At 66.5% G+C, this 13,039-nt stretch carries 14 protein-coding genes; 9 read left to right on the top strand and 5 right to left on the bottom strand.

Annotated features, from left to right (window positions below; translation table 11 throughout):
- Positions 1 to 51: 51 nt before the first annotated feature.
- Positions 52 to 555, bottom strand: coding sequence for an SsrA-binding protein SmpB (gene smpB / locus MRBLST15_RS04950; protein WP_025878861.1), 504 nt, complete (start codon positions 553 to 555; stop codon positions 52 to 54).
- Positions 556 to 612: 57 nt separating this feature from the next.
- Here smpB and MRBLST15_RS04945 point away from each other — a divergent pair, with 57 nt between their 5' ends.
- Positions 613 to 1,038, top strand: coding sequence for a type II toxin-antitoxin system RatA family toxin (locus MRBLST15_RS04945; RefSeq protein ID WP_025878862.1), 426 nt, complete (start codon positions 613 to 615; stop codon positions 1,036 to 1,038).
- Positions 1,039 to 1,041: 3 nt separating this feature from the next.
- On the top strand, positions 1,042 to 1,299 hold the full coding sequence (locus MRBLST15_RS04940; protein WP_367785390.1) for an RnfH family protein: 258 nt from the start codon (positions 1,042 to 1,044) through the stop codon (positions 1,297 to 1,299).
- A 36-nt stretch (positions 1,300 to 1,335) separates the two neighbouring features.
- On the opposite strand, the gene MRBLST15_RS04935 is transcribed toward MRBLST15_RS04940, so the two are convergent.
- Complete coding sequence (locus tag MRBLST15_RS04935; protein WP_099820180.1) at positions 1,336 to 1,731, bottom strand: outer membrane protein assembly factor BamE; 396 nt, start codon at positions 1,729 to 1,731, stop codon at positions 1,336 to 1,338.
- 103 nt (positions 1,732 to 1,834) lie between these two features.
- On the opposite strand from MRBLST15_RS04935, the gene fur reads away from it, so the two are divergent.
- Both fur and MRBLST15_RS04925 read left to right on the top strand, forming a co-directional pair.
- A complete protein-coding gene (fur, locus tag MRBLST15_RS04930) occupies positions 1,835 to 2,242 on the top strand; it encodes a ferric iron uptake transcriptional regulator (RefSeq protein ID WP_025878865.1) in 408 nt (135 codons plus the stop codon).
- Between the two features lie 137 nt (positions 2,243 to 2,379).
- Positions 2,380 to 2,892 (top strand): CPCC family cysteine-rich protein, encoded by a 513-nt coding sequence (locus tag MRBLST15_RS04925; protein WP_367785389.1) that lies wholly within the window; start codon positions 2,380 to 2,382, stop codon positions 2,890 to 2,892.
- A gap of 25 nt (positions 2,893 to 2,917) precedes the next feature.
- Here MRBLST15_RS04925 and MRBLST15_RS04920 read toward each other — a convergent pair whose 3' ends face one another.
- Positions 2,918 to 4,141, bottom strand: a complete 1,224-nt coding sequence (locus MRBLST15_RS04920) for an SGNH/GDSL hydrolase family protein (RefSeq protein WP_367785388.1) — start codon at positions 4,139 to 4,141, stop codon at positions 2,918 to 2,920.
- A 97-nt stretch (positions 4,142 to 4,238) separates the two neighbouring features.
- Between MRBLST15_RS04920 and MRBLST15_RS04915 the strand changes: the two genes are divergently transcribed.
- Positions 4,239 to 5,156 (top strand): LysR family transcriptional regulator, encoded by a 918-nt coding sequence (locus tag MRBLST15_RS04915; protein ID WP_367785387.1) that lies wholly within the window; start codon positions 4,239 to 4,241, stop codon positions 5,154 to 5,156.
- A 104-nt stretch (positions 5,157 to 5,260) separates the two neighbouring features.
- On the opposite strand, the gene recN is transcribed toward MRBLST15_RS04915, so the two are convergent.
- Positions 5,261 to 6,922 carry a DNA repair protein RecN gene (gene recN / locus MRBLST15_RS04910; RefSeq protein WP_265952167.1) on the bottom strand — a complete coding sequence of 554 codons (1,662 nt, stop codon included), beginning with the start codon at positions 6,920 to 6,922 and terminating at the stop codon, positions 5,261 to 5,263.
- A 115-nt stretch (positions 6,923 to 7,037) separates the two neighbouring features.
- Between recN and hrcA the strand changes: the two genes are divergently transcribed.
- From hrcA to dnaJ, 4 genes are all read left to right on the top strand, one after another.
- Entirely contained in the window at positions 7,038 to 8,102 is a 1,065-nt protein-coding gene (gene hrcA, locus MRBLST15_RS04905) for a heat-inducible transcriptional repressor HrcA (RefSeq protein ID WP_367785386.1), read from the top strand.
- A gap of 63 nt (positions 8,103 to 8,165) precedes the next feature.
- Positions 8,166 to 8,681 (top strand): nucleotide exchange factor GrpE, encoded by a 516-nt coding sequence (grpE, locus tag MRBLST15_RS04900; protein WP_025878870.1) that lies wholly within the window; start codon positions 8,166 to 8,168, stop codon positions 8,679 to 8,681.
- Positions 8,682 to 8,884: 203 nt separating this feature from the next.
- Entirely contained in the window at positions 8,885 to 10,810 is a 1,926-nt protein-coding gene (gene dnaK, locus MRBLST15_RS04895; protein ID WP_265955779.1) for a molecular chaperone DnaK, read from the top strand.
- 154 nt (positions 10,811 to 10,964) lie between these two features.
- On the top strand, positions 10,965 to 12,098 hold the full coding sequence (gene dnaJ / locus MRBLST15_RS04890; protein WP_367785385.1) for a molecular chaperone DnaJ: 1,134 nt from the start codon (positions 10,965 to 10,967) through the stop codon (positions 12,096 to 12,098).
- Positions 12,099 to 12,197: 99 nt separating this feature from the next.
- Here the strand turns inward: dnaJ and MRBLST15_RS04885 are convergent, their stop codons facing one another.
- Positions 12,198 to 12,995, bottom strand: coding sequence for an AraC family transcriptional regulator (locus MRBLST15_RS04885; protein ID WP_367785384.1), 798 nt, complete (start codon positions 12,993 to 12,995; stop codon positions 12,198 to 12,200).
- Positions 12,996 to 13,039: the final 44 nt, after the last annotated feature.

Raw genomic sequence — 13,039 nt, 5'->3', positions numbered from 1 at the left:
TTTGCCGAAGCCGAGCATGGCTCGGCTCTCCACGAAAACGGGCCGGCGTCCTTATGCGTCGCGGTTGCCGCGACGCATCACCCGCTGCTTCTCGATCGCCCAGTCACGATCCTTGGCGGCATCGCGCTTGTCGTGGGTCTGCTTGCCCTTGGCCAGCGCCACTTCCAGCTTGATCTTGTTCTTGCTCCAGTACATGGCGGTGGGCACGATCGTGTAGCCATCGCGCTCGACCTTGCCGACCAGCTTGTCGATCTCGCTCCGGTGCAGCAGCAGCTTGCGTTCGCGCCGGTCGTTGGCCACCACGTGGGTGGAGGCCTGTATCAGCGGGGTGATCTGCGCGCCGATCAGGAAGATCTCGCCATCCTTCACGTAGGCGTAGGCGTCGACGATGTTGCCGCGGCCAGCGCGGATCGACTTCACTTCCCAGCCCTGCAGGGCCAGGCCGGCTTCGAAGCGGTCTTCGATGTGGTACTCGTGACGGGCACGCTTGTTCAACGCGATGGTCTTGTTGGCCGTCGCGCTCTTTGCTTTATCCTTGCCGGTGTTCTTGCTCATTTCCGTATTGTCTCCGATTCGGGCCCGCCCGGTCGATTGCCGAAGCGTCCTGTATTCATGCCTACTATCCGCCGCAGTGCCCTGGTCGAACATTCGGCCGCGCGCATGTTCGATCTGGTCAACGACGTCCAGGCCTATCCGCGCCGTTTCCGCTGGTGTTCCGACGCCCGCATCCTCGAGCAGGGCGAAGACCGGCTGGTCGCTCGCCTGGACCTGGGCCTGGGTTCGTTCAGCACCTGGTTCCAGACCGAAAACACCCTGCAACGTCCGCACAGCATCGACATGCAGCTGCGCGAGGGGCCGTTCAAGCAACTGCACGGCCGCTGGGAATTCCACGCCCTGGCCGAAGATGCCTGCAAGGTCACCCTCACCCTGGACTTCGAGCCGAGCTCACGCCTGCTGGGCCCGGCGCTGGCGATCGGCTTCCAGGGGTTGGCCGATCGCATGGTCAACGATTTCGTCCGCGTCGCCGACGAGGGCTGAACGATGATCGAGGTCGAGGTCGTGCTGGCCTGGCCACAGCAGGTGCTGTCGCGCCGGTTGCAGCTGGAGGAAGGCGCGACCGTGGCTGATGCGGTGGCAGCGGCTGGGCTCGAAGGCAGTGCCGATTGTCCGGCCGTTGCCGTGCATGGCGTGCTGGCGCGGCCGCAGCAGGTGCTGCTGGATGGTGATCGTGTGGAGCTGCTGCGTGGCCTGCAGGCCGACCCCAAGGACAACCGCCGGCGACGCGCGCGCGGCGGTTGATCCCCAGGACCCGTCCCGGGGGACGGGCAGGGTGGCTCAGCGGCCGCCCTTCTTCTTCTTGTCCTTCGGCAGGTTGCGGCCGAACTGGCGCACGGTCTGCTGGGCAAGGGCCTTGTCGTTGGCCGGGAAGTAATCGCCATCCCAACGGGTGACCACATCATTTTCGAAGTACACGACGAAATTCTTCACGTCGGTACGGCCCAGGCGGTTCACGCGCTCGGTCGAGGTGTAGTCCCAGCGCTGGGCGTGGAACGGGTCCGGCACCGAGGGAGTTCCCAGCAGAGCGTTGACCTGCTGCTTGCTCTGCCCGACCTGCAGCTTGGCCACGGCATCTTCCCGGATCAGGTTGCCCTGGTAGATGGGTTGCTTGTAGATGATGCCGCACCCGGTGGTGGACAAGGCAACGGCGGCGACCAACAGGAGATTGCGCATCGGGACTGGCGGTTGGGGAAATCAATCCGATGATACACTCCCGGCGTGCCACCGCGACCCAATCCGAGGCAGCTGGCGCTAAATCGCCAATGAACGGAGACCTATGGAAACCCACGACCTGCGTAAAGTCGGCCTGAAGGTGACCCATCCGCGGATGCGGATCCTGGCGCTGCTCGAGCAGCGCAATGCCCAGCACCACATGACCGCCGAAGACATCTACCGCCAGCTGCTGGAGCATGGCGACGAGATCGGCCTGGCCACGGTGTACCGGGTGCTGACCCAGTTCGAGGCTGCCGGCCTCGTGCTGAAGCACAATTTCGAAGGCGGCCAGGCCGTCTACGAACTGGACCGCGGCGGCCACCACGACCACATGGTCGACGTGGACAGCGGCAAGATCATCGAGTTCGAAAGCACCGAGATCGAAGACCTGCAGCGCAAGATCGCTGCCGATCACGGCTACGAGCTGGAAGAACACTCGCTGGTGCTGTACGTGCGCAAGAAGCGCAAGTAAGTCCCGCAGCCAGCTGATTGCGACGAAACCCCGGGCATGCCCGGGGTTTTTGTTGCCCGTCGCCGTCGTAATCTGCCTCGACGGCGTCTTCGGATGGTACGAATCTGGGGAATTGTGCGGAATGATGGGGAGCGGAAATGAGTAGCGTTGGAAGGTTGGCTGCACTGGCCGTGTTGGCGGTGGATCGCCTCTCGCAGCTGTCGACAGCCGAGCTGGAGGACCATCTGTCCGCAGACTATCTGGACGAGACGTCTGGTCACGCCGTGCCCTACGGCAGTGTGTTCGACGAGGCGGCGCAGGCGTTCCTGCTGCGGCATTTCGTCGAGGTGGTCCTTCTAGGGGTCTCAAACGAGGCTCTTGAGGCGCATTTATCCGCATGTATGGGGCGGCCTGTGGCCGTGGTCGGCAATGAGCCGCCGCTGGAGGCCTGCCCCTGCTGCGGGTTTCTGACCCTCTCCCAGTTTGGTCAATATGACATCTGCCCTGTCTGCACCTGGGAGGACGACGGCACAGGCGCGCACGACCAATCTCGCTATAGCGCCCCCAACCTTGCCTCGTTGCAGGACTTTCGGTTACGCGTCAGAGACCGGATCGACAGTCGAGGGCGTTGGTACAGGCGGGTGCGGATGCCAGATGGACGACGGGATTGAGACGCCGTGCCACGCGCGCTGGATATCAAGGGCGCATCAGAATCTGCTCCAGATCCACCGCCTCGGCCATCGCCCGGTTCCCCGCATCGCCCGGGTGCAGGTGGTCGCCGGAGTCGTAGGCAGCCGCTATCCGTGACGGATCGGCCGGATCGCGCAGCGCCGCGTCGAGGTCGATCACCGCGTCGAACGGGCTGTCCGTGCGCAGCCAGGCGTTGAGCTGCTGGCGCAGGGCGTCCTTGTCCGCGGCGTAGTAGTCGTCCAGCGGGGTGCGGGGCAGGGCACCGGCAAACGGTGTCAGGGTCGCACCGAGGATGCGCAGGCCGCGGGCATGGGCGCGCTTGGCCAGGTCGCGGTAGCCGGCCTGCAGCTCGGCCAGGGTCGGCCGCGTCTCGTCGCGGGCAAAGGCGGTGCCCGGCCAGCTGATGTCGTTGACGCCGATCAGCACGATCACACTGGCGACGCCGGGCTGATCGAGCACATCACGCTGGAAGCGGCCCAAGGCCGATTCGCCCATGCCATCACGCAGCAGGCGACCGCCGGAGATGCCGGCATTGACCACCGCTACACCTTCTGGTGCCAGCCGCGCGGCGAGGTGATCGGTCCAGCGCTGGTCCTGGTCGAGGCTGGCGGTGGCGCCATCGGTGATTGAATCGCCGACCACCACCACGCTGCGCGCGCTGGCTGCCGCCTCCACCTCGATACCCGACAACAGCAGGCGGGCCGTGGTGCTGCTGGCGCCGTGCAATGCAGGCAGGCGATGCTGGTCGCCCGGCGCAATCCAGCTGGTCTGCCTGCCTTCCCAATGGAAGGTCTGCAGCGGTGTGCGCTCGGGCAGGTAGACGCTGACCTGCAAGGCCTGCCGATCAGCGGTGGCAAGGGGGAGCGGATCGCTCAGGCGGTCCTGCCCCGGCCCGATCACGACCCCGGGTTGGCCGTCGAAGCGCAGCGGCTGCGGTGTATCACCCGTATGTGCGGCCACGCTGGCAGCGCCGATCTTCAACGGCCGGGTGCCATAGGCATTGCTCAGCCGGACCCGCAGGCGCGGCCCGCCCAGGCTGAGGCGAGCGCTCTGTCGGAAGGTCTGGTCCTGCAGCTGGCCGGGGATGAGGGTGGGAAACAGGAAGTCACTGCCCCAGACCGGCTGCGGGCTGGCTTGCCAGCTGGCGACCCAGTGCGGCGCGGGTGACGCGGCGGCGGCGCCGGACAGGGCAAGCAGGGCGGTGGCAGTGAGTTGGCTCAGACGATTCATCGGAGTGACCCGGTGGGAGGGACAGCCATGGTGCGTCCGCGCTCACCTGTGAACTAGACTGCGCATGGACAATCATCTGTGAATCAAATTCATTGCCATGGCACGCACCGACATCAACCGATCCGGCGAACTGGAAGTGTTCGTGCGGGTCATCGAGACCGGCGGCTTTTCCGCTGCCGCCCGCAGCCTGGAGATGACGCCCTCGGCGGTCAGCAAGCTGGTTGCGCGCTTGGAGCAGCGGCTGGGAACGCGCCTGCTGCAGCGCTCCACCCGCCAACTACAGCTGACCCCGGAGGGGTGTGCGTTCTATGAGCGCGGCCTGCGGGTGCTGGCTGATCTGGAAGAGGCCGAACGCTGCGCCAGCGCCCACGCCGAGCCGCGCGGGCGGCTGCGGGTGAATGCCAACGTGCCATTCGGCCAGCACTTCCTGCTGCCGCTGCTGCCGCAGTTCCTGCAGCGGCACCCGCAGGTGGGGGTGGACCTGACCCTGACCGACGAAGTGATCGATCTGCTGGAGCAGCGCACCGACGTGGCGGTGCGGGCCGGCCCGTTGAAGAGTTCCAGCCTGGTCGCGCGCCGGCTGGGTGCAACGCGGATGATGATCGTGGCGGCACCGGCCTATGCGGCACGGCACGGACTGCCGGGCAATGTCGATGCGCTGCTGGCGCACAACCGGTTGGATATCGGCCATGCACGGTCGGTGCAGGGCTGGCCGCTGCTGCAGGACGGGCAGGAGCAGCGGGTGCTGCCCAGCGGAAATGCGCGCGCCAGCAATGGCGACGCGCTGCGTCAGCTGGTGCTGGGCGGGCTGGGCATGGCCCGGCTGGCAGCGTTCCAAGTGCAGGCCGACATCGCCGCAGGGCGGTTGTTGCCGGTACTGGAGGATGCCAACCCGGGCGACCTGGAAGAGGTGCATGCCGTGTTCCTGGGGCAGGGCGGTTACCTACCGCTGCGGGTGCGCGCGTTCCTCGATTTCCTGGTGGAAACGGTGGATCTGGCGCGACCGCTGGGGTGACATGCGCCGCGCTACCCCGCGGAAGCCGAGCATGGGCTCGGCTCTACACGTCGGTTCCGTTCGAGATTCCTGTAGAGCCGAGCCCACGCTCGGCGCCACCAGCCTCAGGCCTGCAACAGCTTGCGCGCGGCGGCGCGGGCTTCCTTGCTCACTTCCACGCCACCCAGCATGCGCGCCAGCTCTTCCTCGCGCGCCTTGGTGTCCAGCTTCTCCACCGCGCTCTGGGTCATGCCTTCCACCGGCGCCTTGCTGACCCGGTAATGCGCGTGGCCCTTGGAGGCGACCTGCGGCAGGTGGGTCACGCACAGCACCTGACGCTTCTCGCCGAGGGCGCGCAGCTTCTGGCCGACGATGTCAGCCACCGCGCCACCGATGCCGGAGTCGACTTCGTCGAACACCATGGTCGGCACCGCGTCGAGGTCGAGCGCGGCCACTTCGATGGCCAGCGAAATGCGTGACAGCTCGCCGCCGGATGCGACCTTGCGTAGCGCACGTGGCGGCTGGCCGGCATTGGCCGCCACCAGGAACTCGACGCGCTCGGCGCCCTGCGGGTCCGGCTTGCCGCTGTCCTGCGGCTCCAGCTCGATCAGGAACTGGCCGCCGCCCATGCCCAGCTCGGCAATGATGCCGGTGGTGGTGGCCGACAGCTCGGCAGCAGCGGTGCGGCGGCTGGTGGTCAGTGTCGCGGCCTCGACACGCCAGGCTGCTGCGGCCTTTTCAATCTCGCCGGCCAGGCGCTGCAGGCGTTCGTCGGCGCCACGCAGCTGTTCCACTTCGGCGTGCATGCGCTCACGCTGCGCGCCCAGCTCATCCATCGGCACGCGGTGCTTGCGGGCCAGATCGTGCAGGCGGCCCAGACGGCGCTCGTTCTCCTCGAACTGGTCCGGATCGGCGTCCAGGTCGTCATGCACCCGGTCGAGCAGGGCCAGGGCCTCGTGCAGCTGGATGGAGGCGCTGTCGATCAAGGCATCGACATCGCCCAGGCGCGGGTCATGTTCGGCGACCCGGGCCAGTTCATGCCGCACCTGCTGCAGCAGATCGAGCGCCGAGTGGCCTTCGTCGCCGTTGAGCTGGTCCGAAGCTGCCTGGCAGGCGGCCAACAGCGCGCTGGCGTGCGCCTGACGGCGATGGCTGGCGCCGAGCGCGGTGATCGACTCCGGCTCCAGATCCTCACGGTCCAGTTCGCGCAGCTGGTGTTCGAGGAAGCCGATGCGGTCACTCACATCGCCCTGTTGCGACAGTGCCAGGGATTCATCGACCAGCGCCTGCCAGGTGGCGGCAGCACGGCGCACCTGGCGGCGTTCGCTTTCGTTGCGGGCATAGGCGTCCAGCAGGGCCAGCTGCGATGGACGCGTCAGCAGGGCCTGCTGCTCGTGCTGGCCATGGATCTCCACCAGCAGGCCGGCCAGGTCGGCCAGTTGCGCCAGCGTGACCGGGCGGCCGTTGATCCACGAGCGTGAGCCGCCGTCGGCGCGGATCACGCGGCGCAGCTGGCACTGATCTTCATCGTCCAGCTCGTTGCTGGCCAGCCACTGGCGGGCGGCCTGCAGCTGGTCCAGCGCGAACTCGGCCGACAGTTCGGCCCGGGCCGCGCCATGGCGGACCACGCCACTGTCGGCGCGCAGGCCGGACAGGAAGCCCAGTGCGTCGACCATCAGCGACTTGCCCGCGCCGGTCTCGCCTGAAACCACAGTCATGCCCGGCCCGAACTCCAGTTCGGTGGCGCGGACGACGGCGAAATCCTTGATTGAAAGATGTCTGAGCATGGGTAAGGGGGTGTCTGCAGCCGCGCAACGCTAGCACGCGCGGCGGGGTCGTCCAATGACTTGCCAAGGGGATGCGCCGCCATTATCTAATGTCCCTGTCTCACAGGTTGATTCCATGCACGGTTCTCCCGACCAACTTGCCCCGCGCGCGCGGCACCTGCTGCGCACGCTGATCGCGCGCTACATCCAGGACGGCGAACCCGTGGGCTCGCAGACGCTGGCGCGCGTGGCCGGCCTGGAGGTCAGCCCGGCCACCATCCGCAACATCCTTGGCGACCTGGAAGACCTGGGCCTGCTGGCCTCGCCGCATACCTCGGCGGGGCGGATTCCGACCGCGCATGGCTATCGGGTGTTCGTCGACAGCCTGCTGCAGATGCAGCCACCGGGCGAAGGGGAGCTGGCCCGGTTGCGTCAGGAGCTGGCCGGCGGCGGCAGTACCCAGGCCCTGCTCGGCAGCGCCTCGGAGCTGCTGTCGGCGATGAGTCATTTCGTTGGCGTGGTCAGCGCCCCGCGGCGCGAGCAGTTCGCCTTCCGGCAGATCGATTTCGTCGCGCTGGATGGGCGCCGGGTGCTGGCGATCCTGGTGTTTGCCGACAACGAGGTGCAGAACCGGGTGATCGAGACCCGCCAGGAGTTCGCGCCGGGGCAGCTGGAGCAGGTTGCCAACTACCTCAATGCCCACTTCGCCGGGCTGCCGCTGGCCGAGATCCGCACGCGCCTGCTGCTGGAGCTGCGCGATGCGCGGTCCGAGCTGGAACAGGTGCTGGCGCACAGCATCGAGCTGGCCGAGCAGGCCCTGCAGCCGCCGGCCGACGACATGCTGGTGGCCGGCCAGACCCGCCTGATGGGGGTGCAGGACCTGTCCGACCTGGAGCGCCTGCGCGAGCTGTTCGAGCTGTTCTCCAGCAAGCGCGAGATCCTGCAGCTGCTGGAGCGGACCATCCAGGCCCCCGGCGTGCGCATCTTCATCGGCGAAGAAACCGGCGTGGTGCCCCTGCAGGGCGTCTCGCTGGTCACCGCGCCGTACACCGCCAATGGCCAGGTGCTGGGCGTGCTGGGCGTGATCGGGCCGAAACGGATGGCCTACGACCGCATGATCCCGCTGGTCCAGGCCACCGCCGATGTGCTCGGCGCGGCCTTTTCGCCCGGCGGGCGAAGTCCAGGTGCATCGGACGCTTGAAACGCAGCATCCCGCCCACACTAGGGTGGGTGGAGGCGGAGAGTGACCGCCAGGGACCCAGACATGAATCAAGATCAGCCAGACATCGCCGCCCAGCAGGCCGCCGCCGACGCAGCTGCCGCCGAGGGCGTCAACGAACAGATCGAACAGCTCCGTGCCGAAGTGGAGCAGGTCAAGGCCGAAGCGCTGCGAGAGCGCGCCGACCTGGACAACCAGCGCAAGCGCGTGGCCCGCGACATCGAGCAGGCGCGCAAGTTCGCCAACGAGAAGCTGCTGGGCGAGCTGCTGCCGGTATTCGACAGCCTGGATGCCGGCCTCAAGGCCGCCGGCGACGATGCCCATCCGCTTCGCGAAGGCCTGGAGCTGACCTACAAGCAGCTGCTGAAGGTTGCTGGTGACAACGGCCTGGTGCTGCTGGACCCGACCGGCCAGCCGTTCAACCCGGAGCACCACCAGGCGATCAGCCAGGTCGCGGCCCCCGGCGCCGCCCCGGGCAGCGTGGTGACCGTGTTCCAGAAGGGTTACCTGCTCAACGAGCGCCTGCTGCGGCCGGCGCTGGTGGTGGTTGCCGCCGATTGACCCCGCGCGCCGGGCCCGGCCTGGCGCGGGTTTTCCCGCTTCGACCGCGGCATCGGCACGACCGACGCTGAACGTGTTGGGCGAACGGAAACACAGCGTTCGGGGGATGGCTTGAATGTTCCACGAGCCTCCCCCACATCCCATTCATCCACCGGCCGAACGGCCGGACTGACAAAAACAACATCCTTCAAGGAGTCTCCCCCATGGGCAAGATCATTGGTATCGACCTCGGCACCACCAACTCGTGCGTGGCGATCATGGACGGCGGCAAGGCCCGCGTCATCGAAAATTCGGAAGGCGATCGCACCACCCCGTCGATCGTCGCCTACACCAAGGACGGCGAAGTCCTGGTCGGTGCCTCGGCCAAGCGCCAGGCCGTGACCAACCCGAAGAACACCTTCTACGCGGTGAAGCGCCTGATCGGCCGCAAGTTCACCGACGCCGAAGTGCAGAAGGACATCGCGCACGTCCCGTACAGCATCCTGGCCCATGACAATGGCGATGCCTGGGTGGCCACCAGCGATGCCAAGAAGATGGCGCCGCAGGAAATTTCGGCCAAGGTGCTGGAGAAGATGAAGAAGACCGCCGAGGACTTCCTCGGTGAGAAGGTCACCGAAGCGGTCATCACCGTGCCGGCCTACTTCAACGACAGCCAGCGCCAGGCAACCAAGGACGCCGGCCGCATCGCTGGCCTGGACGTCAAGCGCATCATCAACGAGCCGACTGCGGCCGCGCTGGCCTATGGCCTGGACAAGGGCGACAACAAGGATCGCAAGATCGTTGTGTACGACCTGGGCGGCGGCACCTTCGACGTCTCGGTGATCGAGATCGCCAACGTCGACGGCGAGAAGCAGTTCGAAGTGCTGGCCACCAACGGCGACACCTTCCTGGGTGGCGAAGACTTCGACAACCGCGTCATCGAGTACCTGGTTGAAGAGTTCAACAAGGACCAGGGCATCGACCTGCGCAAGGATCCGCTGGCCCTGCAGCGCCTGAAGGATGCTGCCGAGCGCGCCAAGATCGAACTGTCCAGCGCCCAGCAGACCGAAGTGAACCTGCCGTACGTTACCGCTGACGCGTCGGGTCCGAAGCACCTGAACATCAAGCTGACCCGCGCCAAGCTGGAATCGCTGGTGGACGAGCTGATCAAGAAGTCGATCGAGCCGTGCCGCGTCGCGTTGAATGACGCCGGCCTGCGTTCGAGCGACATCAGCGAAGTGATCCTGGTCGGTGGCCAGACCCGCATGCCGAAGGTGCAGCAGGCGGTCACCGAGTTCTTCGGAAAGGAACCGCGCAAGGACGTCAACCCGGACGAAGCCGTGGCACTGGGTGCTGCGATCCAGGGCGGCGTGCTCGGCGGCGACGTCAAGGACGTGCTGCTGCTGGACGTGACCCCGCTGTCGCTGGGCATCGAAACCATGGGCGGTGTGTTCACCAAGATCATCGAAAAGAACACCACCATCCCGACCAAGGCCTCGCAGGTGTTCTCCACCGCCGAGGACAACCAGTCGGCCGTGACCGTGCACGTGCTGCAGGGTGAGCGCGAACAGGCCCGCTTCAACAAGTCGCTGGCCAAGTTCGACCTGTCCGGCATCGAGCCGGCCCCGCGTGGCCTGCCGCAGGTGGAAGTGTCCTTCGACATCGACGCCAACGGCATCCTGCACGTGTCGGCCAAGGACAAGAAGACCAACAAGGAACAGAAGGTCGAGATCAAGGCCGGTTCGGGCCTGTCCGAGGAAGAGATCGCACGCATGGTCGCCGACGCGGAAGCCAACCGCGAGGAAGACAAGAAGTTCCAGGAGCTGGTGCAGGCCCGCAACCAGGCCGATGCCCTGATCCACGGCACCCGCAGCGCGATCACCGAGCACGGCAGCAAGGTCGGTGGCGAAGTGATCGGCAAGGTCGAAGCAGCCCTGGCCGATCTGGAAACCGCGATGAAGGGTGACGACAAGGCACAGATCGAAGCCAAGTCGAAGGTGCTGGAAGAAGCTGGCCAGTCGCTGTTCGCTGCCGCTTCGGCCGACCAGGGCGGTGCCGCCCCGGGTGCCGACGCCGGCAATGCGGGCAAGGCGCAGGATGACGTGGTGGACGCCGAGTTCACCGAAGTCAAGGACGACAAGAAGTCCTGATCCGGACCGACGCGGGACGCTGCTTGCCAGCGTCCCGTTGTCGTATCAGGGTCCTGACCGCCCTCTGGCGTGTCGGGGCGCCCGACGCAAGAGCGGACCTGGTTCCGCTCTTCCGCTTTGACGAATCCCGACTTTCCGGAATGCGATCCACGATATGAGCAAGCGCGATTATTACGAAGTGCTGGGCGTTGCCCGCACCGCCACCGACGAAGAACTGAAGAAGTCCTATCGTCGTTGCGCGATGAAGTTCCACCCGGACCGCAACCCGGGTGATGCGGCGGCCGAAGCCTCCTTCAAGGAGTGCAAGGAAGCCTACGAAGTACTGTCCGACGGCAACAAGCGCCGCATGTACGACAGCCATGGACACGCCGCGTTCGAACACGGCATGGGCGGTGGCGGTGGTGGTCCGGGCGGCCCGGACATGAACGATATTTTCGGCGACATCTTCGGCAACATCTTTGGTGGTGCTGGCGGCGGCGGTCCGCGCCAGGCGCGTCGCGGCGCCGACATCGGCTATGTGATGGAGCTGGACCTGGAAGAAGCGGTGCGTGGCGTCGAACGTCGCATCGAGATTCCGACCCTGGCCGAATGTGGCGACTGCGATGGCAGCGGCTCGGAAGACGGCAAGGTCGAGACCTGCAACGTCTGCCATGGTCGTGGCCAGGTGCGCATCCAGCGCGGCATCTTCGCCATGCAGCAGGCCTGCCACAACTGTGGTGGCCGTGGCCAGATCATCGCCAAGCCCTGCAAGACCTGCCACGGCAACGGCCGTGTCGAAGAAGACAAGGTGCTGTCGGTGAAGGTGCCGGCGGGCGTGGATACCGGCGACCGCATCCGCCTGGCGGGTGAGGGCGAGGCCGGCCCTGCGGGGACGCCACCGGGCGATCTGTACGTGGAAGTGCGCGTGCGCGAGCACCACATCTTCCAGCGCGACGGCGACGACCTGCACTGCGAAGTGCCGATCCGCATTTCGCAGGCCGCGCTGGGTGACACCGTGCGCGTGGCCACCCTCGGTGGTGAGGCGGAAATCCGCATTCCGGCCGAGACCCAGACCGGCAAGCTGTTCCGCCTGCGCGGCAAGGGTGTTCGTTCGGTGCGCAGCCGCAGCGAAGGCGACCTGTACTGCCGCGTGGTGGTGGAGACCCCGGTCAACCTCACCAACGACCAGCGCAAGCTGCTGGAGCAGTTCGAAGCCACCTTCAACGGCGAGGATGCGCGCAAGCATTCGCCGAAGTCGGCGACCTTCATCGATGGCGTCAAGGGCTTCTGGGATCGGATGACGTCCTGAGCCATCGACGGACATGTTGAACGACAGCGCCGGGCTCTGCCCGGCGTTTTCGTTTGCGTTGCAGTAGATCCACGCCATGCGTGGATGCCGTTCAACGGCTCAACGGAAAAACGCCGCCGGTGTCTGCCCCAGCTGGCGCTTGAACATGCTGGTGAACGCACTCGGGCTTTCATAGCCCATCGCCAGCGCAACATCGATCACCTTCTCGCCGCGGGCCAGCCGCTCCATCGCGGCCAACAGGCGTGCCTGCTGCCGCCACTGGCCGAAGGTCATACCGAGTTCGCTGGCGAAGTGGCGCTGGATGGTCTTCACGTCGATCGCCAGCGCCTGCGCCCAATCCTGCAGGGTGGCCTCATCGCCGGGATGCTTCTGGATGTGCTGGCAGATCCTGTGCAGGCGCGGGTCGACGGGCTCGGGCAGGTGCAACGGCAGTACGTCCATGCGGTGCAGCTCATCGAGCATCAGTCGCACTACGCGGCCATCGCGGCTGTCTTCTTCATGCGGTCCGTCGATCAGAATGGCCGCCTGCAGCAGTTCGCGCAGCAGCGGCGCCACCTGCACGGCGAAGGGCTCGGCGGGCAGATGCGGGGCGAACGCCGGTTCGATGTACAGGCTGCGCATGTGCACCTCGGCGATGCAGTCCACCGCATGCGCCATGCCCGCCGGCATCCAGATGGCGCGGGTGGAGGGCACCACCCAGCGGCCGACCTCCGACCGCACCACCATCAACCCGGACATGGAATAGACCAGCTGGTGTCGGCGGTGCTTGTGTGCCGAGATGTGGGTGCCGGCACGGTAGTCGCGCGCGCGGCAGGTCACCGGACGATGCACCGGCACGTCGTTCCACGGCGCGGTTTCGCGGACCGGGCAGGGAGTGTCCTTTTTGCGATAGGCCATGACCAGAACGCGGCAGAAGGGAGCGGAAGGCCACCGTAGCATGC

The organism is Stenotrophomonas sp. LST15-1-1.1, from assembly GCF_040815575.1.
In the GTDB taxonomy this organism is placed as follows: Bacteria; Pseudomonadota; Gammaproteobacteria; order Xanthomonadales; family Xanthomonadaceae; genus Stenotrophomonas; species Stenotrophomonas lactitubi_B.
The sequence above is the reverse complement of the archived record's forward strand: the minus strand, read 5'-3'. Positions and strand labels throughout refer to the sequence as shown.